Below are 21,900 nucleotides of genomic sequence, written 5' to 3'. Positions count from 1 at the left end.
GGCGTCATGGCATTCGGCATGCACCGGCCGCGCGCTGTCTGGCGTCCGCACCGCTGGTGCGTTGCATGTCGCTCACCACATCACGCATTCCATCGTGCATGGCGTGATTCAACAGGCCTGGATCGGCGGCGGCATCTGCTTGGCGGCCATCGAGCTCCAGATGCGGCGATGCTGCCGACAAAACGACTGTCGCGCGGCACGTCTTCGTAGGGACGCGACCTGCGCCCGTCCACGTGTTGACGTGATCGATCGACGCGGCAACTGCGATGCCCGCAGGTTCTCCGCACACAGTAGGACATGCAGATCTACCGCTACACGCGCGCTGCTAGGGTTATCGCAGCGCATGTGCAGATCTTTTTGCAGCATCGCGCGCTTGCATGCAGACATTGCGTCCGCATGCGCTTGTGCAAGCGTTGGCAACCACACACCACAGCGATGGCGCCTTGTGCAACGCGATGCGAGCGACGCCACACATCCTGTCACGCAGGCAAGGTGTAATCGGTTGCAGGCATTCCGTGAAGGAATGTGTACGACTTTCGTCGCTATACTTTCGTTCTCCCCCGCAGCTGCCACAGGAACTACATGAGCATCGAACAGCTTGCCGAAACCGCCCAGGCCATGGTCGCCCCGGGCAAGGGCATCATCGCCATCGACGAGTCGACCAGCACAATCGCAAAGCGTTTTGCCAGCGTCGGCATCGAGAACATCGAAGAAAACCGCCGCGCTTACCGCGAACTGCTGCTGACCACGCCCAAGCTGAGCGATTACATCTCCGGCGCCATCCTGTTCGACGAGACCATCCGTCAGAAGACCAAGGACGGCGTGCCGTTCGCCAAGTACATGGCCGAGCACGGCATCATCCCGGGCATCAAGGTCGACAAGGGCGCGCAGCCGCTGGCCGGCATGCCGGGCGAACTGGTCACCGAAGGTCTGGACGGCCTGCGTGCGCGTCTGGAGGAGTACTACACGCTGGGCGCGCGTTTCGCCAAGTGGCGTGCGGTCATCAACATCGGCGAAGACATCCCGTCCGGCACCTGCATCGAGGCCAACTCGCATGCGCTGGCGCGTTACGCCGCGCTGTGCCAGGAGCAGGGCCTGGTGCCGATGGTGGAGCCGGAAGTGATCATGGACGGCAGCCACGACATCGAGACCTGCTACGAAGTGACCGAAGCCACGCTGCGCTCGCTGTTTGGCGCGCTGTATGAGCAGAACGTCGTGCTCGAAGGCACCATCCTGAAGGCCTCGATGGTCATCTCCGGCAAGGGCTGCGAAGAGCAGGCCAGCGTCGAGGAAGTGGCCGAGTCCACCGTGATGTGCCTGAAGTCGACCGTGCCGGCGATCCTGCCGGGCATCGTGTTCCTGTCCGGCGGCCAGACCGACGAGCAGTCCACCGCGCACCTCAACGAAATGCACCAGCTCGGCAACCTGCCGTGGCCGCTGAGCTTCTCCTACGGCCGCGCGATGCAGCAGGCCGCACTGAAGCTGTGGGCCAAGGACATGACCGGCAACTTCGCCAAGGCGCAGCAGATCATCTATGAGCGCGCCAAGGAAAACGGCCTGGCGGCACTGGGCAAGTGGAAGGGCTGATCGAGTGATAGCGGCCGCAAGGCTGCATCGCGGGTAAGACCAGAGCGCCGGCAGCGATGCCGGCGTTTTTTATTGAGTGTCGACGTGCGGGTTGACTACGCCCAGGTGCGGGCCAGCTCTGCGCAACGCAGCCGCAACGCAGCCGCAACGCAAAAAGCACTGCGCCGCCGTCGGGCGGGTATGGCCGGCCGGTGCCTGGATCGGCATGCACCGGTGCGGGCACCGTAGTTCCTCGGCGCTGTGCGCACTCGCCTGACGCTCGCTCCCTTATCAGCCGCTCCTGGTGCGATCGGGCGAGCTGAGGCCGTGCATCAGGAATGCTGCACAGTAGTGGCGCGGTTGAAAGACGACGACGGGATTCCACTGACCAAAACGCAACGAGTGATCAAAACGCAACGAGCGCCTTGCGGCGCTCGTCAGTGCAACCTGCATTGCGTAGCGATCAGGCGGCCGCGGTGTCCTGCGTTGCCAGTGCCTGCTGATACGCCTTGTAGGTCGCCTCGTTATAGGCCACCAGCACAATGTGCTTGGGCACCTTGTGCGAGCGCTGCCAGTCACGGGTTTCGGTCACGGCAATCCGTGCGGCCTGGTACAGCGGGTAACCGTAGATGCCGCAGCTGATGGCCGGGAACGCGATCGAATGCAGCATCATTTGCTCGGCAAGTTTGAGCGACTGCCAATAACAGTTGGCCAGCTGCTCCGGCTCGTTGTGCTTGCCGTCGCGCCACACCGGGCCCACGGTATGAAACACATGGCGCGCCTTCAGATCGAAGCCTTCGGTGATGCGGATTTCGCCGGTGGGGCAGCGTACGCCCGGGCGCACCTGCGGCAGCGCTTCACAAGCGTGCAGCAGACGTGGGCCGGCAGCACGATGGATGGCGCCATCGACGCCGCCGCCACCCAGCAGTGATTCGTTTGCGGCGTTGACGATGACGTCAACGTCGAGTTCGGTGATGTCGCCTTGCCAGACTTCGATTCTCATAGCGCGATAGTTATGGGATTTGAATGATGAACGCGTGATGGGGTCAGGCGCTGCGGAGCCCCACGCTAGGGCCCATTCATCTCACACGCTGCGACAGCACACGACGGTGCCGGAGGCGCAGCAAAAGATCGGCCAGAATCGGGTTTTCGGACGAAACAGTCGCGGCAACGATTGGAAGAATTTATCGCTGGCGCCAGGGAGTTACCGGCGCCCTACCTGCCAAACCGCCGCCGCATTGCGCGACGCGGCGCGACCCGCGCGTTGCGCGTCAGAGCCAGCGGCGGACGCGCGTGCAGTACGCGGTGTAGGCGCGGCCGAATTCGGCGCGCAGGCGGCCTTCTTCGAACGGAATCAGGTAGAACTGCAGCGCCAGCCACGGCAGCGGCAGCAACAGCACGCCCCATAGATAGCCCATCTGCACGGTCAGGCCCAGATAGCTCAGGATCAGGGCCAGATACATCGGATTACGGGTGAAGCGGTACGGCCCGGTCAGGACCAGCTGCGAGGGATGGCCGCTGGGCAGGATGGTGGTGCGACGGCGCGCGAACAGCACAAAGCAATTGATGGCCAGGGCCAAGCCCAGGCAGGCGACGATGCCGCCAAGCAGTTCGATCCAGGCCAACAGGTCGGGCGGCGGCAAGGGCAGATCGAACCGCCGTTGCAGCCAGGCGCCCAGAGCCAGCGTCGCAGCGAAGTGCACGGGCGACGTGATCTTCACCAGCCACGGCGCGCGCGCGCTGCGTGTGCCGCCGTGCCCATACGATTGCTTGCTCACCACACTCTCCCTGCAGAACGGCGGACATCCTAACGTTTCCTTGACAAGGAGGGGAGTGCATCCATCGCAATGCAATGTGTCGCGGGGGAACGGGATAGGGCCGGAGACTTAGGGAGCCGGAAAGCGCGTTTCCGTCGCGGCGCGGTACGGTTGTGCGCTCCTTACAAGGCGTGGAGCGCTGCTCGTATGACGTGCACGCGCAATGCGGCGTCTTTAATCACGCGACGCCATGTTGCGGCGATCTATCAGCGGGCGCGTCACCGTTTTCGATTGCGTGCCCGCCATCAGGGTGTGGCGGCGGGCACTCGCGGTACGGCCGCCGATGCGGCGGGCTGCGTGTGGCTGGCGGCGACGCGAACGCACTGCGGTGCTTGCCTGGTGTGTTGTTCCCGGTTCGGCTGTGATTGTCTTTGCCTAAAGGCGCACGCAATCAGGTGCGCTGGGCGCTGTTGCCATGGTGCGATTGCTTCGGCAACCGTGCCGCCCAGCATGGGTTCCGCAGTGCACTGCTGGGTGCTCGATCGCAATGGCGATCCGGCTGTGCTCAGTCCGCTGCCGCGATAAAACAAGCGGTGCTGCGAGGGTCTGTCGATCGACTTCGCTTCCCAGGTCCTCGGTTCCAAAACAAGAAAGGCCGCGCCAAACGCGCGGCCCTCCCGTGCCAACCAACCGTCCGCTCAGGGCAGGCCAGCCAGCCAATCGTCATCCGAGCCTTCGTTGATGTCGGCGAACAGCGGGGTGGAGAAGTAGCGCTCGCCGGTATCGGGCAGCATCGCCAGGATGACCGCGCCGGGTGCGGCAGACTCGGCCACGCGCAGCGCCGTGGAGACGGTGGCACCGCCGGAGATGCCGGTGAAGATGCCTTCTTCGGCGGCCAGGCGGCGGGCGATGGTGATCGCATCGCTGTCTTCCACGCTCAGGACTTCGTGTGCTACCTCGCGATTGAGCACCTCGGGGATGAAGTCCGGGGTCCAGCCCTGGATCTTGTGCGGCTTCCAGTCCTGGCCCTGCAGCAGCGCGGCGCCGGCCGGCTCGCTGGCGGTGATGCGCACTTCCGGGCGGGCGACACGCAGCACTTCGCCCACGCCGGTGAGCGTGCCGCCGGTGCCCCAGCCGGTGACGAAATGGTCCAGCCGGTGGCCGGCGAAGTCGCGCAGGATTTCAGCGGCGGTGGTGTTGCGGTGATAGGCCGGGTTGGCCGGATTGGCGAACTGGCTGGCCAGGAACCAGCCGTGCTGCTCGGCCAGTTCCTTGGCCTTGCGCACCATGCCGCTGCCGCGCTCGGCGGCCGGGGTCAGGATGACCTTGGCGCCGTAGGCGCGCATCAGCTTGCGGCGCTCGATGGAGAAGGTTTCCACCATGGTGGCGACGAACTTGTAGCCGCGCGCGGCCGCCACCATCGCCAGTGCCACGCCGGTGTTGCCGGAGGTGGCTTCGACGATGGTATCGCCGGGCTTGAGCAGGCCGCGCTGCTCGGCGTCGAGGATGATCGCCAGCGCCAGGCGGTCCTTGACCGAGCCGCCCGGATTGAACGCCTCGACCTTGACGTACAAGGTGACGTTGTCCGGGGCGAGGCGGTGGAGTTTGACCACCGGGGTGCGGCCGATGGTGTCGAGGATGTTGTCGTACAGGGCCATGGGGTCTCCGTCGAATTCAGGCTGCGTGGGCGAGTGTGGGCGTGTCGGGCGTTGCGATGGGTGAGTGTGGCAGCGGCGCGCTGAGCGGTGCAGCGCCAAACCAGTGCAGCGTCGGCGCCAGTGCGGTCACTTCGCCCAGGATCAGCAGAGCGGGCGCCTGCACCTTGAACTGCCGTGCGGTGCTGGCCAGGGTGGCGAGCGTGCCGGTGATCACCCGCTGCTGCAGGCGCGAGCCGTTTTCCACCAGGGCGAATGGCGTGGTGGGTGCGCGGCCGGCCTGCAGCAGGCGCTGCTGGATACCGTCCAGGCCCGCCACGCCCATGTAAAAGGCCAGCGTCTGGCGCTCCTGGCCCAGCGCGTGCCAGTCCAGCGTGTCCAGCGAATCCTTGCAGTGCGCGGTGATCAGGCGCAGCGATTGCGCGTGATCGCGATGGGTGAGCGGGATGCCGGCATAAGCGGCGCAGGCGACCGCGGCGGTGATGCCGGGGACAACCTGAAAGCCGATGCCGTGTGCGCGCAGGAATTCCAGCTCTTCGCCGCCACGGCCGAACACGAACGGGTCGCCGCCCTTCAGTCGCACCACCCGGCGCCCGGCGCGGGCATGTTCCAGCATCAGCTCGTGGATCTGTTCCTGGCGGGTGCTATGGCCTTGCGCGGCCTTGCCGACTTCCACGCGCACTGCGTCGCGGCGGGCCAGTTGCAGGATCTGCGGGCTGACCAGGCGGTCGTACAGCACCACCTCGGCCTGCCGGAGTGCGCGCACCGCGTGGCGCGTGAGCAGGCCGGGATCGCCGGGGCCGGCACCGACCAGGGTCACGCTGCCGGGGGAGAGCGGTGCGATACCTGTCTGCGGCGCGGGGGAGGGCGCCGGAGCAGTTATGGAGGCGGCCGGCGCCGCGCTGTGGGTCAACAAGCGCTGGCTGCTCGCTGCGGCGCGCAGGGCATCGTTGTGTTCCGGCTGCTCGCTGGCGGCGATGGTGAGCCAGACAGGGGTATCGGGCTGCGCCAGCCAGGCGGGGTCGAAGTGACCGTGCAGCCATCGAAGCCGGCCAGCTCGCGCCCACTGCTGCAACTGTGGGGTCAGTTGCGGGGCGCCAACCAGCGGCAGCGCGCCGGCCTGCAGCAGGTTGGCGGTGGCGCGTTCGGCATCGGCACCGCCACCGACCACCAGGACGGCACGGCCACGCAGGTCGGCAAGGAGCGGGAACGCAGAAGTCACGGACCGGGGCATCGAAAGGGAGGGCTAGACCGTAACGCCGGCTTATAGCCGTCGGAAATGACTTCATGCGCCCTAAAAATAGCGTTCGGTTATAAGCTGAGCCGTCGAACTCCTCTACAGTCCAAGTCCTTGTAGCGCCTCGCGCTTTTTTGGACATAAGCCCATGACGCTGACCCAACTTCGCTACCTGGTGGCCATCGCCGATGCCGAGCTGAACATCACGCTGGCGGCAGCGCGTGTGCACGCGACCCAGCCCGGCCTGTCCAAGCAGCTCAAGCAGCTGGAAGACGAGCTGGGCTTTCTGTTGTTCGTGCGTAAAGGACGCAGCCTGGACGCGGTGACGCCGGCCGGTGTGGAAGTGATCGAGCGGGCACGCGCGGTGCTGTCGGAAGCCAACAACATCCGCACCTACGCCGCCAACCAGCGCCGCGAAAGTCAGGGCCAGCTGACCCTGACCACCACCCACACCCAGGCGCGCTTCGTGCTGCCGCCGGCGGTGGCGCAGATCAAGCACGCCTACCCGCAGGTGAGCGTGCATCTGCAGCAGGCCGCCGAAAGTGCGGCGCTGGATCTGCTCAGCCAGGGCGATGCGGATATTGCCGTGGTCAGCACCGCCGGCGGCGAGCCCAGCGCCGGCATTGCGGTGCCGCTGTATCGCTGGCGGCGGCTGGTGGTGGTGCCGCGCGGGCATGCGCTGGACACGCGGGTGGCACCGGACATGCAGGCGCTGTCCGAGCACCCGCTGATCAGCTACGAATCGTCCACCCGGCCGGGCTCGTCGCTGCAGCGGGCGTTTGCGCAGGTCGGACTGGAGCCGAGCATCGCGCTAACCGCGCTGGATGCGGACCTGATCAAGACCTATGTGCGCGCCGGGCTCGGTGTGGGGTTGGTGGCCGAGATGGCGGTCAACGCTCAGGACGAAGACCTGCGTTCCTGGCCGGCGCCGGCGCCGATCGCCGAGTGCATCGCCTGGGCGGTGCTGCCGCGCGACCGGGTGCTGCGCGACTACGCGCTGGATCTGGTGCATGTGCTGGCGCCCCAGATCGACAAGCGCGACCTGCGCCGCGTACTGGACGGCAACCAGGCGCCGAACTGGCCGCTGCCGCCGACCTGGGAATCGCTGACCCAGACCATCACCAGTTGAGCGCTACGCGATGACCGAGCCAGTACGCCCGTCGCTCAGCAGACTCTGGTCGCCCGAACCCGATGGCGGCATGTCGTTGCAACTGTCGGCAAACATCGACGGACGCGAGCACGCCATGCTGACGGTGCTGGCCGACCCGCACGACGAATCGCTGTGGGTGGCGCTGCAGGCCGGCGCAACGCCGGTGCAGATTCCGCTGGCCGTGTTGCGTCAGCTGCTGGAAGTGGCGGCCGAGGACGTGCATTCGGCGGCGTGGTTTACGCAGCAGGGGGATGAGGCCGGGATTGGAGATTAGGAAGTTGGAATTCCAAACAGCTGTTTCTGCCCCATCGTCGTCGTGCGCTGGGTGTGTTGCGTGCTGTTGTTGTCGTGTCCGCTAGTGCGAATCGCATGTTGCACTGCAGCGTAGAGTAGCCCGCAAATCCTCTTTGCAATCAATGTCATGCAAGCGCTGGTCGATGCGCTGCGCGTGTTGCTGTCAGTGATTCTCCCTACACGTGTCAGGGCCGCCTTAGCCGCGTTGTCGGCACCCATCAAGTTGGGCGCGGCGCTGTCGTAAACCCTTATAGCAACCATGACGCGACACTTCGGACGTCTAGGGGTGGACGGCGCAGGACCGGCGATGCAGGTATCGCTTCACCGGTGTGATCAGTGGTGTCGTCGAAAGGTTGCTAGCGCTGTCGCATCACTGTTGCGCGAGGCTGCGCACACAGCGCGGCTGGCGCACCCGGGTCCCTGGGGAGAGGCCTGGCGTGTTTGGCGGCGGATCCGGGTCGGGAGCTCGGGTCCGCCTTTTTTTTGCCGATTTTTCGCCGAAACAATCGCAGCACGCGCCGGCGGCCGAGCTGGGTTGGCCGCTCTTGGCGAGCGCCAGAGACTTGAATTAACGCCTGTGAAGCGACGTGCGCCAGGTCTGCTGCACAGCTGCACAGCTGCGCGGTCGCACATCGCCACGCAGTTGCGTGCGAGCGCGTCAGGCCAACGGAATGCGAACCGAAAAACAGGTGCCGCCTTCCGAACGTGGCCGTACCTTCACCTCGCACCCTAGCGTCTCGGCGGTGCGGTGCACGATCCATAGCCCGATGCCCAGACCGTCGCTGCGTGGGTCGGCCTGGCGAAACGCCTGGAAGACCTGCTCGGGCTGCTCAAGATTCAGGCCGATGCCGCTGTCGATGATTTCCACCACCGCATAGCCGGGCCGGCGGCGGGTGCCGACCAGCACGCGTCCACGCTCGGTGTATTTGATCGCGTTGCCGACCAGATTGCCGATCAGGGTGGTCAACAAGGTCGGGTGGCTGCGCACGCGCAGCGAGGTCGGTACGTGCCGCAGCGACAGGCATTTGTCGATGGCCGGCTGGCGCCAGACGCCGAGCACCGCATGCAGCACGTCTTCCAGCTGCAGCGGCTGCAGATCCGGCATGGCGGACTTGCTTGCGGCGGCCAGCGTGGCCAGTTCGTCCAGGCTGCGACCGACCAGGCTGATCGCGTCGCGCGCGGTCACCAAGGTCGGGATGGAATCGACGTTGGCATGCCGACGCATCTTGTCGATGGCGTAAGCAGCGGTGCGCAGCGGGGTCTTCAGATCGTGCCCGGCAATGGCCATCAGCCGGCTGCGGTAGCGATCGGATTCTTCTGCGATCAGCAGCGCACGGCGCAATTCCAGCTGCGCCATGGTCTGGCGCGCGAGCGCGCGCAGCGCCTCGACCTGTTCATCGGTGAGCTTGCGCGGCTGCCGGTCGAGGACGCAGACGGTGCCTAACGGCAGGCCGTCCGGCGTCTTCAACAGCGCACCGGCATAGAAGTACAGCGGCGCTTCGCCGGTCACCAGCGGGTTGCGCGAAAAACGGATGTCTTCGCGCGTGTCGGGCACCACCAGCACGTCGCTGTCGAGCAGCGCATGCGCGCACATCGACTTGAACAGCGGCGTCTCGCGCTCGCCCATGCCGAGTTCGCTCTTGAACCACTGGCGGTCGGCGTCCACCAGGCTGATCAGGGCGATCGGGGTCTGGCAGATGATCGACGCCAGCCGGGTGATGTCTTCGAAGGCCGCCTCGCGCGGCGTATCGAGGATGCCGTAGCTGCGCAGGGCCTGGAGGCGCAGCGCCTCGCTGGGCGGTTTGGGCGCGCAGGGAAGTGGCTCAGCCGCTGGATCGGACAGGACAGTACTCATGCGCGCGCTGGATGAATGGGATGACGCCCAAGCATAGGGCATGGCGACGCCTCGCATGCGCGCGGTCTTATACGCACCGGTAGAACTGTGACTGCCGGCCTGGACAATGGGGCGGCAGTGATATTCAGGTGATGGGCTGCGCTTCATCGACTCGGCCGTGGCGGTGGCTGATGGGGCGCAGGTCGACAGGCGTCAGCGTGCGATGCCAGTCCGCCCGGACGCCTGCGCGGGTTTGGGTGCGACATCCGGTCGCGCATCGGCCGCTCCCATCGCTCCTGCCGACATGGCGGCTTACACTGCGGCGATGCCCGCGCTTCATCGCCATCGTCTGTTGCACCTGCTCGCCTGCCTGGCAGTGGCGCTGATGCTGTTGGCGCCGTTGATCAGCCGTTGGAGTCCGGCGCGCATGCTCGAGCCGATGTGCATGAGCGGCCCGGCGCTTAGCACCGGCGCTGCAGTGCATGCGAGCCACGCGCCTGCGCAAGCGCACAGCGCAGTGCCTCGGGATCACGGCATGCCCGGCGCCCCGCAACGCGCCGGCGACCATGACGCCGCGCTGCATGGCGAAGCCTGCGACTACTGCATGTTGGCCGCGCGCCTGCTGCCCTGGCTGGCACTGCTGGTGCTATGTCTGCTGCACCTACGCCCGGTGCCGATGCCGCTGCTCGCCGCGGTGCGGGCATGGTCGGCCTTGCGCTGGACCGCCCTCGGAGCGCGTGGGCCACCGTTGTACGCCTGAGCCTTGCCCCGTTGCGGGCGTCCGTTCTGCTGCAGCGCTGTCTGCGCCTGATGCGTTGGCATGTCTGCGCACACTCGATGGACGACGCATTCCTTGAATGAAGCCGGTGCTTGCCCTGTGGGGGCGGCGCGCGGCGGCATTGCCGTGGTGTCGCGGCAAAGGGTTGGTCATGCGGTTACGGTTGTTGAAAACGATGTGGTACGCGCCGTCGTTGGCGCTGGTGTGTGGCCACCCCTGGCAGGTGCAGGCGCAGGATGCTGCATTGACGCTGGGCAAGGTACAGGTGAGCGAGCACGTGCAGCGCACGCCAAGTACCGCGCGCGTGCTGAGTTCGGTGGACGTGATCGGTGGTGCGCTGCTGCACGATCAGCACGTGGATTACAGCTGGGAACTGCTGATGCGCGCGCCCGGCGTGCAGGTGACCCAATTCCGTATGGGCACCGATGCAGGGCGGTTTTCGTTCCGTGGCTTCAACGGCGAGGGGCGGATCAACGCGGTCAAGCTGCTGATCGACGGCATCCCCAGCAACGACAACGCCGGTGGCATGCCCTTTCTGGATGCGGTGTTTCCGCAGGACATCAGTGCGATCGAAATCGTGCGCGGCACCAACGATGCGCGGTATGGCTTGAACGCCATCGCCGGCAGCGTGGATGTGCTGACCCGCAACGGTGGCAACGATGGCCGCCTCAGCGTCACCGCGGGCAGCTTCGGCGCGCGCGAGGTGCAGCTGGGCAAGGGCGTCGAGCGCGGCCCGTGGAGCCAGAACTATGTGCTGGCCTGGCGCGATTCCGATGGCTATCGCGCGCACGCCGATGCGCGCAAACGCAGCGTCGCCGGCAAGTGGTTCTACACCGACCCGGATGGCGCCTTCCGTGCCGGGCTGACCACGCGCTACTACGATAATCACGCGCTGGAGGCGGGGTATCTGGATGCGGCCAGTGCGCGTGCGGCGCCGCGCAGTTCGCCGGCCTATGCGCAGGACGACCGCAGCGAGCGCCGTGTGCGTCAGACCGCATTGCATGCAGATGGCACGCTGGGCGCGGATGCGCAGTGGAGCGCCAAGGCCTACCAGAACGACTACCGCAATCAACGCTGGGTCCGTTTTTCCGCCGCCGGCCTGCAGCAGGAGCGCGATACCGATGAAACCCATCGCGGCGTGCTGCTGCGTGGCAACTGGCAGCCCGACTGGGGCGTGTGGAATGCGGCGCTGGAAGCCGGTGCGGATGCGCAGTGGCAGGACAACCGGTCGCAGCGCTACCGCACCGTCGCACGCGTGCGCGGCGCGCAACTGCGCGACTGGAACTACGATCTGCACACCCAAGGTGCTTATGTGCAGGCGGTGCTGAGCCCGGTCGACCGTTTGCAGTTGGTGCCGGGGTATCGCATCGATCGCGTCGATGGCACCTTGCACGACCTGCTGGCCGGTGTCTGGGCGCCGAGCTACGACTACGGCACCATCAAGCAACCCAAGTTCAGTGCCAGCTACCGTGTGGGCGAACAGAGCAGCGTGTACGCCAACTGGGGACGCACCTTCCAGATCGGCAGCGGCGATGGTGCGTACCGTCGCCAGCCGGGCAATCTCGGGCCATCGATCAACGATGGCTGGGAAGCCGGTTTCAAATTCGCCCCGTCGGCACTGCTGGATGGGCGGGTGGCGTATTGGGAACAACGCGCGTCTGGCGAAGTGGCCACCATTCTTGGTGTCAATGGCGTGGCCGGCATCGGCGATGTGGCCAACGTCGGCCGGACGCTGCGGCGCGGGTGGGATGCGCAACTGAACCTGCAGCCTGCCGAGCATTGGCGTGCGTGGATGTCGTATTCGCGGCAGAAGGCCAGCATCGCCACGCCCGATCCCAGTGCGCCGGCCACGCGCGGCAAGGAGATCGAGAACGTGCCGCACTGGTTGGCCACCGTCGGGCTGGAGTGGCAGGTGAGTGCAGCCGTGCAGCTCAGCGCCTGGGGCAATGCGCAGGGCGATTACTACCTGGAGCGCAGCAATACCCTGGGCCGCACCGGTGGCTATGCCTTGCTCAATCTTGGCGCGCGCTGGAATGTGGATGCGCGCAACGCGCTCAGCGTGCAATTGCGCAATGTCACCGATCGCGCCTATGTGTACGCGTGGTACGACAGCGGTAGTTCCGGCTATTCGCCAGGCGATGGCCGCGCGCTGTCGGTGTCCTGGGATTGGAGTTTCTGATGCGGACACGCACAAGCACTACCAGCGTCGACGTACCGCAGCGGGATGGCCGCTGGCGGTTCTATCGGGCCGTGTGGCGCTGGCATTTCTATGCCGGGCTGCTGGTACTGCCTTTCATCATCTGGCTGGCGCTGACCGGCGCGGCGTTTCTGTATCAGGACGCTATCGATCGCACCGTGCACCACGGCTTGAAAGTGGTGCCGGTGGGTGCGGCGCGCGCATCCGCACAGCAACTGGTGGAGGTGGCGCAGCGCGAGGATGGCGGCACGTTGTTCCGCTACACCACACCCAAACGTGCCGATGCCAGTGCCGAGATCGGCCTGGTGGACGCGCATGGCACGCGCACGGTGGTGTATGTGGACCCGTATCGCGTGCGTGTGCTGGGTCGCTTGCCCGAGCACGGCACGCTGGCCTGGACGATTCGCCGGCTGCACAGCCTGGAGTTGATCGGCCCGTTTGCACAGGGGCTGATCGAAATGGCAGCGGGGTGGGCGATCGTGCTGGTGCTCACGGGTGTGTACCTGTGGTGGCCGCGCGGGCGGCGTGGTGGCGTGGTCAACGTCCGTGGCACGCCGACGCAGCGGCTGTTCTGGCGTGACCTGCACGCGGTGACCGGCGCCGGTGTGGGTGCGATCCTGTTGTTTCTGGCGCTGACCGGCATGCCGTGGTCGTGGCTGTGGGGCGCACAGGTCAATCGCTGGGCCAACGGGCATGATTTTGGGTATCCGGCCGGGCTGCGTGTGCAGCAGCCGATGTCGGAGCAGCGCCTGACCGACAGTGGCGAGCCTGCGTGGTCGCTGCGGCAGGCGCGGTTGCCGGAATCTGCTGCGCCTGTGCCTGCTGCGCTGGATGAGCGATTGCATGACGGCCAAGCGGGTGGGCTGCACGCGGCTGCGGTGCGCGCGGCCGACTCGCACCCCAACCCCCGGCCCGCACTAGCGGCGTGGGAGCTCCAAGGCACGCGCGCCAGTGGCGCACAAACAGTGTCTTCTCGCCCCGAGGAGAGAGTGGCTAACTTCGACCGTGCTCATGCACAGCATTCGGAACATTCGGAGCACTTGCAGCATTCGGATCACTCAGAACATTCAGCTCACTCAGAGCACTCAGAGCACTCAGAGCACTCGCAGTATTCCCAGCATTCAGCTCACTCGGATCACTCAGAGCATTCGGATCACGCAGAACATTCAGCTCACTCAGAACATTCAGCTCACTCAGAACATTCAAGCCAGTCAGAATATTCAGTCCATGCAGCGCACGGTGGCGCCGGCAGTGTCGCTGCGCCGGGGATGGGCGCGATTGGTCTGGATGCGGCGATGGCGCGGTTCGATGCGCTCGGCATTGCGTCGGGCTATAGCGTGTCGCCGCCGCGTGGTGTGCGCGGTGTCTATACCGCGACGGTGTATCCGGCCGATCTGCAGCAGCAGCGGGTGATCCATCTGGATCAGTACAGCGGTGCGGTGCTGCTGGACATGGGCTACCGCGATTACGGGCCGGTGGCCAAGACGCTGGAATGGGGCATCAATGTGCACCTGGGGCAGCAATACGGCACCGCCAATCAGCTGATCCTGCTGCTGGCGTGCGCGTTGATCGTGCTGTTGTGCGTCAGTGCCGTGGTGATGTGGTGGAAGCGGCGGCCGCTGGGTGGCTTGGGCGTGCCGCCGTTGCCCGCCGACCCACGCACCCTGCGCGGGCTGCTGGCGCTGCTAGTGCTGTGCGGATTGCTCTTTCCGCTGGTCGGGTTGTCGTTGTTGCTGATGTGGTTGTTTGATCGTTACTGGATGCAGCGCGCGCAAGCGAATGCCGTGGCGTGATGCGATGGCTGCCACCGCTCAGATGTCCTCGTGAATCCCGCACTCGCGCTTGAGGCCGAAGAAGCGGGTGTCTTCTTCGCGCATGCCCGGTTCCCAGCGGCGGGTGGTGTGGAAGTCGCCGATCGAGACGTAGCCCTGCTCCCACAGCGGGTGATAGGGCAGGTCGTGCGCCTGCAGGTATTGCCACACATCGCGGTCGGTCCAGTCGGCGATCGGGCTGATCTTGTAGCGGTCGCCACGCTTCTGCACGATTGGCGTCTGTGCGCGTCCGCCAGATTGGCTGCGGCGCAGGCCGGTGAACCAGGTGCCGACGTCGAGCTCGTCCAGTGCGCGGCGCATCGGCTCGACCTTGCGCAGGTTGTTGTACTGGTCGATGCCGACCATGCCCTGTTCCCATAAGCGGCCATGGCGCGCTTCCATCCAGGCGCGGCTGACCAGCGGGCGATACACCTTGAGATTGAGTTTGAGCCGATCGGTCAACGCGTCGGCAAAGCGATAGGTTTCCGGAAACAGATACCCGGTATCGATCAGGATCACCGGAATGTCCGGGCGCTGCCGGGTGAGCAGATGTAGCGTCACCGCCGATTGCGCGCCGAAACTGGACGACAGCGCGACGTCCTGCGGGCCATGCTCTAGCGCCCACGCCACGCGTTCGTCGGCACGCAGGGTTTCCAGGTGTGCGTTGAGCGCGTCCAGATCGTCCAACGCGGAAGAGGTGATCGATGCGACAGGCAGCGCGGTCATGCGAGCAATTCCAGGTCGAGGTGACGGTGCGTGGGGTAGGGCGGCAGGGCGATCAGGCCACTGCGGTGCAGGAAATCGCCAAAGCCTTCATCGCCTACCTGGTCGCGTTCTGCGGCGTAACGAGCCAGTAGTGGCTCCAGCGCGGCGAGGATCTCTGCTTCAGTGATGTTTTCGCGATACAAGGTGTTGAGCCTCTGGCCGCGACGGTCGCCGCCCAGCATCAGGTTGTAGCGACCGGGCGCCTTGCCCACCAGTGCGATCTCCGCCAGGTACGGTCGCGAACATCCATTGGGGCAACCAGACAGGCGCAGCACGATGGGCGTGTCGGCCAGGCCGTGCTGCTGCAACAACGGCTGCAGCGCGGTACTGAAATCGGGCAGATAGCGCTCGGCTTCGGCCATCGCCAGACCGCAGGTCGGCAGTGCCACGCAGGCCATCGCGCCGCGTGCCAAGGCGGTGCCGGCATGGTTGCCCGCATCCAGCGCGTACTGCGCAGCCAGCGCATCGATCTGCGCGCGCTGCTGTGCAGGTACGCCGGCGATGACCAGGTTCTGATTGGGCGTCATCCGGAACTCGCCCACGTTCAACTGCGCAATCGCGCGCAGCCCGCTCAAATGCGCGGCGGTGTCGGTGTCGGCAATGCGGCCGGCCGGTAGCGACAGGGTCAGATGCCACAGGCCGTCTTCGCCTGCGACCCAGCCATAGCGGTCGCCGTTGTGGTCGAAGGCAAACTGCCGCGCAGGCTGCAACGAAAAACCGGCACGGCGTTGGATCTCGGCCACGATGGTGTCCAGGCCGTGATCGTCGATGGTGTACTTGAAGCGCGCGCGCTTACGCACTGCGCGATTGCCGAAGTCGCGCTGCGTGGTGACCACGGCGGTTGCGAGATCCAGCAATTGATCGCGGGTGATAAAACCGATGACGTTGGCCACGCGCGGCCAGGTTTCCGCATCGCTGTGGCTGGCGCCCATGCCGCCGCCGATGCTGACGTTGTAGCCGAGCAGCTCGCCGTCGCGCAGGATGGCGATGAAGCCCAGGTCGTTGGCGAACACATCCACGTCGTTGAGCGGCGGCGCGGCGAAGCCGATCTTGAACTTGCGCGGCAGATACCGGTCGCCGTAGATCGGCTCGTCCTCGCTGCCGGAGCCGGATACGCGCTCTTCGTCCAGCCAGATTTCGTAGTACGCACGCGTGTTGGGCAGCAGATGCTCGGACACGCGCGCGGCATCGGCATACAACGTGGCATGCGCCTGCGACAACAAGGGGTTCGCCGCCACCTGCACATTGCGATTGACGTCGCCGCATGCCGCCAGCGTATCGACCAAGGTGGCGTTGATCGCCTGCATGGTCGCCTTGAGTTCGCGCTTGATCACGCCATGGAACTGGAACGCCTGGCGCGTGGTGATACGCAGCGAATGGTTGGCGTACCGCGTGGCGATGCCATCCAGCGCCAGCCATTGGCTGGGCGAAATCACTCCGCCCGGCGTGCGCGTGCGGATCATGAACTGATACGCCGGCTCGAGCTTCTGCCGACGCCGCTCATCGCGGATATCGCGATCGTCCTGCTGGTAGCTGCCGTGGTACTTGATCAGCGTCTGATCTTCCTCGCGCAACGCCCCGGTGACCGGGTCGGCCAGGCTCTGCTCCAGCGACCCGCGCAGACGGCGGCTTTCGGATTTGATGTCTTCGACAGAGTGGCTCATGGGAATCGGAAATGGGGAATAGGGAATCGTAAAAAGCGGCCTGGTCTGCCAGGAAAAGTCAGGTGAGGGCTGTACCGATTCCCGATTCCCCACTCCCGATTCCCTGCACTAATAAACATCGCGCGCATACCGTCCCTCCACCTGCAGCTGAGTGAGATATGCGGCGGCGTCTTCGGCGCTGCGGGCGCCGTGGGTGGTGACGATGTCCAGCAATGCGGCGTGCACATCCTTGCCCATGCCGATGGCGCCACAGACATAGAGATGCGCGCCGCCCTGCAGCCAGGCATAGACCTCGGCGCCGCGTTCGCGCAGGCGGTGTTGCACGTAGATTTTTTCGGGATGGTCGCGCGAGAACGCCAGGTCCAGCGCGTGCAACTCGCCGCGTTGCAAGGCCTGCTGCCACTCAGCCTGATACAGGAAATCGGTATTGAAATGCTGGGCGCCGAAGAACAGCCAGTTACGACCTTTGGCGCCGGTTTCGGCGCGTTCCTGCACGAAACCGCGGAACGGCGCCACGCCGGTGCCCGGGCCGATCATCAGGATGTCGCGGTCCGCGTCGGCCGGCACGCGGAAGCGGGTGTTGGGTTCGATGTAGACCGGGGCGGTATCGCCTTCGGCAAGCGCGGCGAGAAAGCCGCTGGCCGACCCCAGGTGCGCATGCCCGTGCGCCTGATAATTGAGTTCATCCACCGCCAGATGCACTTCATCGCCCACGCGCTTGCGACTGGAGGCGATGGAATACAGCCGCGGAGTGAGCGGGCGCAGCGTGTCCAGCAGGCTGGCGTGGTCCCAATCCGCCGGCCAGCGTCGCAGCACGTCGATCACTTGATGATCAGAGAGCAACGACGCCAGGCCGGCAGTCTGGGTGGGGGTGAGCAGCGCCTGCAGATCGTCTGCGCGTGCGCGCTCGGCATGGGCGGTGAGAAACGGCCGCGACAGCTTGGTCAGTTCGCGCCGGGTGGTCAGCCACTCGTTCAAGGCCAGAGTCTCTTCGCCGACGGTGACCGCGGCATGACCATCCAGCTGCAAGGTCTGCAGTACCGCATCCACCAGCGCGGGCGGATTGCGATGACGGATGCCCAGGGCGTCGCCGGGTTCGTAACTCAGGCCACTGCCTTCCAGCGAAAATTCCAGATGCCGCACGCGCTTGCCGGGCTGCGCATAGACGCGAAAGGCTGGGCCCTTGAAGTCGCGCCCGCTGATGATCTGGTTGGCCAGCAACTCTGCAGCAAACGGATGCTGGTGCGACCACACCGGCGCCACCGGGTTGCTGCGCAGCGGCGTGACCGTGGCCGAGTGCGGGGCGCTCTTGAGCTGCTCGCGCGCATGCTTGAGCGCTTGCGCGCGCCACGGGTCGGCGATGCTGTCGATGTCCAGGTCGGCTTCGCCACGCGTCTGCACCCGGCTGGCGCCGAGCTCGGCCAGACGGTCGTCGATGCGCCGCGCAATGCCGCAAAACTCCGCATAACTGGAATCGCCCAGTCCCAGCACCGCGTACTTGAGTTCGGGCAGCTTGGGCGCGCGGCGGCCGGTCAGGAATTCGACCAGGCCGATCGCATCGTCCGGCGGGTCGCCTTCGCCCTGGGTGCTGATCACCACGTACAACAGGCGTTCGCTGGCGAGTTCGCGGGTGGGGTAGGCATCGGCGCGCAGCAACCGCACGCTCAGCCCGGCGGCCTCGGCATCGGCGGCCAGCTGCTCGGCCTGGCGGCGCGCATTGCCGGTCTGGCTGCCGTACACCACGGTCAAGCGCTGGCTGTCCTGCGCGGCCGCCTGCGGTTGCCCGCCCGGCAGCACCGCCAACGAGCGCGGCGGGTGACCCTGCGCCAGCCCGGCGGTGTAGCCGGACAGCCACCACAGCGCGGCGGTATCCAGGCCGTCGACCAACCGTTCCAGCAGCGCCTTGCGCTCGTCGGGCAAGGGGCTGGGCGGTAGCGCGGAACTGGCGGCGGTCATTCGGATCCTGGGGCGGGGATTGGATGAACGATGTTAGGGAAGCGTTCGCTGGTCCAGAAAGGATCACCGGTTATCGCGTTATGCCGGCCGCTTATTTCAAGCAGACATCTGCCCGCCACACACTGCGCTGCCTTGGCCTACCATCGGCTGGTCTTGCCTGCCGCCGCTCCCGACATCCTGATGACCCTGCCACCGCTGTCCCATCTCGACCGGCTTGAAGCCGAAAGCATCCACATCCTGCGCGAGGTCGCCGCCGAGTTTCGGGCACCGGTAATGCTGTATTCGGTCGGCAAGGACAGCTCGGTGCTGCTGCATCTGCTGCTCAAGGCGTTTGCGCCGTCGCCCCCGCCGATCCCGCTGCTGCATGTGGACACGCGCTGGAAATTCCGCGAGATGATCGCCTTCCGCGACCGCCGCGCGGCCGAAACCGGGGTGGATCTACGCGTGCACATCAATCCCGATGGCATCGCGCAGGACATCGGCCCGATTAGCCACGGTGCCGCAGTGCACACCGACATCATGAAGACCCAGGGCCTGAAGCAGGCGCTGGAGCACGGCGCGTTCGATGCGGCGATCGGCGGGGCACGGCGCGACGAAGAAAAGTCGCGCGCCAAGGAGCGGGTGTTTTCGTTCCGCAATGCACGCCATCGCTGGGACCCGAAAAACCAGCGTCCGGAACTGTGGAACCTCTACAACGCCCGCACCAAACCCGGCGAGAGCGTGCGCGTGTTTCCGTTGTCCAATTGGACCGAGCTGGATATCTGGCTGTACATCTACCGCGAAAAGATCCCGGTGGCGCCGCTGTATTTCGCCGCAGCGCGCCCGGTGGTGGAGCGCGACGGTGCGTTGATCATGGTCGACGACGAACGCCTGCCGCTGCAGCCAGGCGAAACCCCGCAGCTGCGCTCGGTGCGCTTCCGCACGCTGGGCTGTTACCCGCTGACCGGCGCGATCGACTCCACCGCCGACACCCTGGAAGCGGTGATAGCCGAAATGCTGGTCAGCACCAGCTCCGAACGCCAGGGCCGCATGATCGATCACGCACCCGGCGCATCGATGGAACAGAAAAAGCTTGAGGGGTATTTCTGATGGGTAATGAATGGGGAATCGGGAATGGGGAATCGCAACAGCGGTTCGCTGCGTCTACATCGATCGAGGATGCGGCTTGTGCCATTCCCGATTCCCCACTCCCGATTCCCGGCACCATCGACACTTACCTGCAGCAGCACGAATCCAAGCCGCTGCTGCGCTTCATCACCTGCGGCAGTGTGGACGATGGCAAGAGCACCTTGATCGGGCGGTTGCTGTACGACAGCAAGCGCTTGTTCGACGATCAACTGGCGGCGCTGGAAAGCGATAGCCGGCGGCATGGCACGCAGGGCGAGGGTATCGATTACGCGTTGTTGATGGATGGGCTGGCAGCCGAGCGCGAGCAGGGCATCACCATCGATGTGGCGTATCGCTATTTCGATACCGACCAACGCAAATTCATCGTCGCCGACTGCCCAGGCCACGAGCAGTACACGCGCAACATGGCCACCGGCGCGTCCAGCGCCGATGTGGCGGTGGTGCTGGTGGATTCGCGCAAGGGCTTGCTCGTGCAGACGCGCCGGCACAGTTACATCGTGTCGTTGCTGGGCATCCGCCACGTGGTGCTGGCGGTCAACAAGATGGATCTGGTGGACTACGACGCCGACGTCTTCAGCGCCATCGCCGAGAGCTATCGCGCGCTGGCGACGCAGTTGGGCATTGCCGATGTGCAGTGCATCCCGTTGTCGGCGCTGGCTGGCGAAAACCTGTCCAGCGCCTCTACCCGCATGCCGTGGTACAGCGGCCCGCATCTGCTGCAGCATCTGGACACTATGCAACTGGAGCCGCCCGACGCCGATAGCGGCCTGCGCCTGCCGGTGCAGTGGGTTAACCGCCCCAACTCACAGTTCCGCGGCTATGCCGGCACCATCGCGGCGGGGCAGGTGCGCGTGGGCGATGCCGTGGTGGTGGTGCCATCGGGCCGGCGTTCGCAGGTGGCTGCGGTGCTGGATGCCAACGGCGAGGTGGCCAGCGCACGCGCAGGACAGGCGGTGACGCTGACGCTACGCGATGAGATCGATATCAGCCGTGGCGACATCATCGCCGCCATCGACGACCCGCCGGAAGTGGCCGACCAGTTCGCCGCGCATCTGCTGTGGATGGACGATGCCGCGCTGCTGCCTGGCCGCCCGTACTGGCTCAAGATCGGCACCCGCACGGTCACCGTGAGCGTCAGCGAGATCAAGCACAAGGTCGATGTGAATACGCAAGAGCGGCTGGCGGCCAAGCGGCTGGAGCTCAACGAAGTGGGCTACTGCAATCTCGCCTTGGACGAACCCATCGCCTTCGCGCCGTACGCCCGCAACCGCGTGCTCGGCGGGTTCATCCTGATCGACCGGCAAAGCAATGCCACCGTGGCCGCGGGCACGCTGGAGTTTGCGTTGCGCCGCGCCGGTAACGTGCATTGGCAGCATCTGGACGTGGACCGCGGTGCCCGTGCGCGCATCAAGGGCCAGGCGCCGCGCGTGCTGTGGTTTACCGGCCTGTCGGGCGCGGGCAAATCCACCGTCGCCAACCTGGTCGACAAGCGCCTGCATGCCTTGGGCTATCACACCTTCATCCTGGATGGCGACAACGTGCGCCATGGGCTCAACCGCGATCTGGGCTTCACCGACGAAGACCGCGTGGAAAACATCCGCCGCGTGGCGGAAGTGGCGCGCCTGATGGCCGATGCCGGCCTGATCGTGCTGGTCAGTTTCATCTCGCCGTTCCGCGCCGAGCGGCAACTGGCGCGCGAGCGTTTCGATACGGGCGAGTTTGTCGAAGTGTTCGTGGACGTGCCGCTGGCGGTGGCGGAAGCGCGCGACGTGAAGGGGTTGTACCGCAAGGCGCGGGCCGGGCAGATTCCCAATTTCACCGGGATCGACTCGCCGTACGAGGCGCCCGAGACGCCGGAGATCCATCTTCACGCCGATGGTGAGAATGTAGAGGCGCTGGCGCGCCACGTGCTCGAGTTTCTGGGGCTGGAACGCTGAGCGCAGGCATCAGGACGTGGCACCCAGTCTCCCGCGTAGTGCGCGTGGCGGCAGACCCTATCGTGGAGTGACCGCGCGGGTTTGCGCCATCGGGCTTGCCCGGGCAGTGGTTGCAGTGTCGAGGGCCGCGCCGGCCAGCGCATCATGACGACGACGGCAAGGGTCTTTGGT

The 21,900-nt window shown here is 65.8% G+C and carries 16 protein-coding genes; 8 read left to right on the top strand and 8 right to left on the bottom strand.

Going from position 1 to position 21,900, the window contains the following annotated elements:
• The first annotated feature begins 582 nt into the window (after positions 1-582).
• On the top strand, positions 583-1,587 hold the full coding sequence (locus tag ACZZ0O_RS00425; RefSeq protein WP_055848751.1) for a class I fructose-bisphosphate aldolase: 1,005 nt from the start codon (positions 583-585) through the stop codon (positions 1,585-1,587).
• Positions 1,588-2,029: 442 nt separating this feature from the next.
• Here ACZZ0O_RS00425 and ACZZ0O_RS00420 read toward each other — a convergent pair whose 3' ends face one another.
• From ACZZ0O_RS00420 to cobA, 4 genes are all read right to left on the bottom strand, one after another.
• Complete coding sequence (locus tag ACZZ0O_RS00420) at positions 2,030-2,569, bottom strand: O-acetyl-ADP-ribose deacetylase (protein ID WP_055848754.1); 540 nt, start codon at positions 2,567-2,569, stop codon at positions 2,030-2,032.
• Between the two features lie 268 nt (positions 2,570-2,837).
• Positions 2,838-3,344: a methyltransferase family protein gene (locus tag ACZZ0O_RS00415; RefSeq protein WP_055850303.1), complete on the bottom strand. Its 507-nt coding sequence runs from the start codon at positions 3,342-3,344 to the stop codon at positions 2,838-2,840.
• A 677-nt stretch (positions 3,345-4,021) separates the two neighbouring features.
• Positions 4,022-4,981 (bottom strand): cysteine synthase A, encoded by a 960-nt coding sequence (gene cysK / locus ACZZ0O_RS00410; protein WP_055848757.1) that lies wholly within the window; start codon positions 4,979-4,981, stop codon positions 4,022-4,024.
• 16 nt (positions 4,982-4,997) lie between these two features.
• Entirely contained in the window at positions 4,998-6,200 is a 1,203-nt protein-coding gene (gene cobA, locus ACZZ0O_RS00405; RefSeq protein WP_463591919.1) for a uroporphyrinogen-III C-methyltransferase, read from the bottom strand.
• Between the two features lie 163 nt (positions 6,201-6,363).
• On the opposite strand from cobA, the gene ACZZ0O_RS00400 reads away from it, so the two are divergent.
• Together ACZZ0O_RS00400 and ACZZ0O_RS00395 are read left to right on the top strand one after the other, a co-directional pair.
• The gene (locus ACZZ0O_RS00400) at positions 6,364-7,344 is read left to right on the top strand and encodes a LysR family transcriptional regulator (RefSeq protein ID WP_055848759.1); all 981 of its coding nucleotides are present in this window, start codon (positions 6,364-6,366) and stop codon (positions 7,342-7,344) included.
• 10 nt (positions 7,345-7,354) lie between these two features.
• Positions 7,355-7,639 carry a hypothetical protein gene (locus tag ACZZ0O_RS00395; RefSeq protein WP_463591918.1) on the top strand — a complete coding sequence of 95 codons (285 nt, stop codon included), beginning with the start codon at positions 7,355-7,357 and terminating at the stop codon, positions 7,637-7,639.
• A gap of 678 nt (positions 7,640-8,317) precedes the next feature.
• On the opposite strand, the gene ACZZ0O_RS00390 is transcribed toward ACZZ0O_RS00395, so the two are convergent.
• Positions 8,318-9,514, bottom strand: a complete 1,197-nt coding sequence (locus ACZZ0O_RS00390; RefSeq protein WP_463591917.1) for a sensor histidine kinase — start codon at positions 9,512-9,514, stop codon at positions 8,318-8,320.
• A gap of 304 nt (positions 9,515-9,818) precedes the next feature.
• Between ACZZ0O_RS00390 and ACZZ0O_RS00385 the strand changes: the two genes are divergently transcribed.
• From ACZZ0O_RS00385 to ACZZ0O_RS00375, 3 genes are all read left to right on the top strand, one after another.
• Positions 9,819-10,253, top strand: a complete 435-nt coding sequence (locus tag ACZZ0O_RS00385; RefSeq protein ID WP_463592520.1) for a DUF2946 family protein — start codon at positions 9,819-9,821, stop codon at positions 10,251-10,253.
• 193 nt (positions 10,254-10,446) lie between these two features.
• Positions 10,447-12,450 (top strand): TonB-dependent receptor, encoded by a 2,004-nt coding sequence (locus ACZZ0O_RS00380; RefSeq protein WP_463602890.1) that lies wholly within the window; start codon positions 10,447-10,449, stop codon positions 12,448-12,450.
• Positions 12,450-14,261 (top strand): PepSY-associated TM helix domain-containing protein, encoded by a 1,812-nt coding sequence (locus tag ACZZ0O_RS00375; protein ID WP_463591916.1) that lies wholly within the window; start codon positions 12,450-12,452, stop codon positions 14,259-14,261. Before ACZZ0O_RS00380 ends, ACZZ0O_RS00375 begins: the two co-directional genes overlap by 1 nt.
• Before the next feature lie 18 nt (positions 14,262-14,279).
• On the opposite strand, the gene ACZZ0O_RS00370 is transcribed toward ACZZ0O_RS00375, so the two are convergent.
• The 3 genes from ACZZ0O_RS00370 to ACZZ0O_RS00360 all read right to left on the bottom strand — a co-directional run bounded on the left by ACZZ0O_RS00370 (position 14,280) and on the right by ACZZ0O_RS00360 (position 18,664).
• Complete coding sequence (locus tag ACZZ0O_RS00370) at positions 14,280-15,005, bottom strand: phosphoadenylyl-sulfate reductase (RefSeq protein ID WP_055848769.1); 726 nt, start codon at positions 15,003-15,005, stop codon at positions 14,280-14,282.
• A complete protein-coding gene (gene cysI / locus ACZZ0O_RS00365) occupies positions 15,002-16,708 on the bottom strand; it encodes an assimilatory sulfite reductase (NADPH) hemoprotein subunit (protein WP_463591915.1) in 1,707 nt (568 codons plus the stop codon). Before cysI ends, ACZZ0O_RS00370 begins: the two co-directional genes overlap by 4 nt.
• Positions 16,709-16,816: 108 nt before the next feature.
• The gene (locus ACZZ0O_RS00360; RefSeq protein ID WP_463591914.1) at positions 16,817-18,664 is read right to left on the bottom strand and encodes an assimilatory sulfite reductase (NADPH) flavoprotein subunit; all 1,848 of its coding nucleotides are present in this window, start codon (positions 18,662-18,664) and stop codon (positions 16,817-16,819) included.
• 180 nt (positions 18,665-18,844) lie between these two features.
• On the opposite strand from ACZZ0O_RS00360, the gene cysD reads away from it, so the two are divergent.
• Both cysD and cysN read left to right on the top strand, forming a co-directional pair.
• Positions 18,845-19,753: a sulfate adenylyltransferase subunit CysD gene (gene cysD / locus ACZZ0O_RS00355; RefSeq protein WP_463591913.1), complete on the top strand. Its 909-nt coding sequence runs from the start codon at positions 18,845-18,847 to the stop codon at positions 19,751-19,753.
• Between the two features lie 62 nt (positions 19,754-19,815).
• Positions 19,816-21,729 carry a sulfate adenylyltransferase subunit CysN gene (gene cysN, locus ACZZ0O_RS00350; protein ID WP_463592519.1) on the top strand — a complete coding sequence of 638 codons (1,914 nt, stop codon included), beginning with the start codon at positions 19,816-19,818 and terminating at the stop codon, positions 21,727-21,729.
• The last annotated feature ends 171 nt before the right edge of the window (positions 21,730-21,900 follow it).

Source organism: Xanthomonas sp. AC360 (assembly GCF_979258225.1).
Note: the sequence above shows the minus strand (reverse complement) of the source record. Positions and strands in the feature narration are given on the sequence as shown.

Excerpts from the sequence above, each read along its gene's own strand:
- ACZZ0O_RS00425 (WP_055848751.1), top strand. The coding sequence starts at position 583 with ATGAGCATCGAACAGCTTGCCGAAACCGCCCAGGCCATGGTCGCCCCG.
- ACZZ0O_RS00420 (WP_055848754.1), bottom strand. The coding sequence starts at position 2,569 with ATGAGAATCGAAGTCTGGCAAGGCGACATCACCGAACTCGACGTTGAC.
- cysK (WP_055848757.1), bottom strand. The coding sequence starts at position 4,981 with ATGGCCCTGTACGACAACATCCTCGACACCATCGGCCGCACCCCGGTG.
- ACZZ0O_RS00400 (WP_055848759.1), top strand. The coding sequence starts at position 6,364 with ATGACGCTGACCCAACTTCGCTACCTGGTGGCCATCGCCGATGCCGAG.
- ACZZ0O_RS00395 (WP_463591918.1), top strand. The coding sequence starts at position 7,355 with ATGACCGAGCCAGTACGCCCGTCGCTCAGCAGACTCTGGTCGCCCGAA.
- ACZZ0O_RS00390 (WP_463591917.1), bottom strand. The coding sequence starts at position 9,514 with ATGAGTACTGTCCTGTCCGATCCAGCGGCTGAGCCACTTCCCTGCGCG.
- ACZZ0O_RS00385 (WP_463592520.1), top strand. The coding sequence starts at position 9,819 with ATGCCCGCGCTTCATCGCCATCGTCTGTTGCACCTGCTCGCCTGCCTG.
- ACZZ0O_RS00380 (WP_463602890.1), top strand. The coding sequence starts at position 10,447 with ATGTGGTACGCGCCGTCGTTGGCGCTGGTGTGTGGCCACCCCTGGCAG.
- ACZZ0O_RS00375 (WP_463591916.1), top strand. The coding sequence starts at position 12,450 with ATGCGGACACGCACAAGCACTACCAGCGTCGACGTACCGCAGCGGGAT.
- ACZZ0O_RS00370 (WP_055848769.1), bottom strand. The coding sequence starts at position 15,005 with ATGACCGCGCTGCCTGTCGCATCGATCACCTCTTCCGCGTTGGACGAT.
- cysI (WP_463591915.1), bottom strand. The coding sequence starts at position 16,708 with ATGAGCCACTCTGTCGAAGACATCAAATCCGAAAGCCGCCGTCTGCGC.
- ACZZ0O_RS00360 (WP_463591914.1), bottom strand. The coding sequence starts at position 18,664 with ATGACCGCCGCCAGTTCCGCGCTACCGCCCAGCCCCTTGCCCGACGAG.
- cysD (WP_463591913.1), top strand. The coding sequence starts at position 18,845 with ATGACCCTGCCACCGCTGTCCCATCTCGACCGGCTTGAAGCCGAAAGC.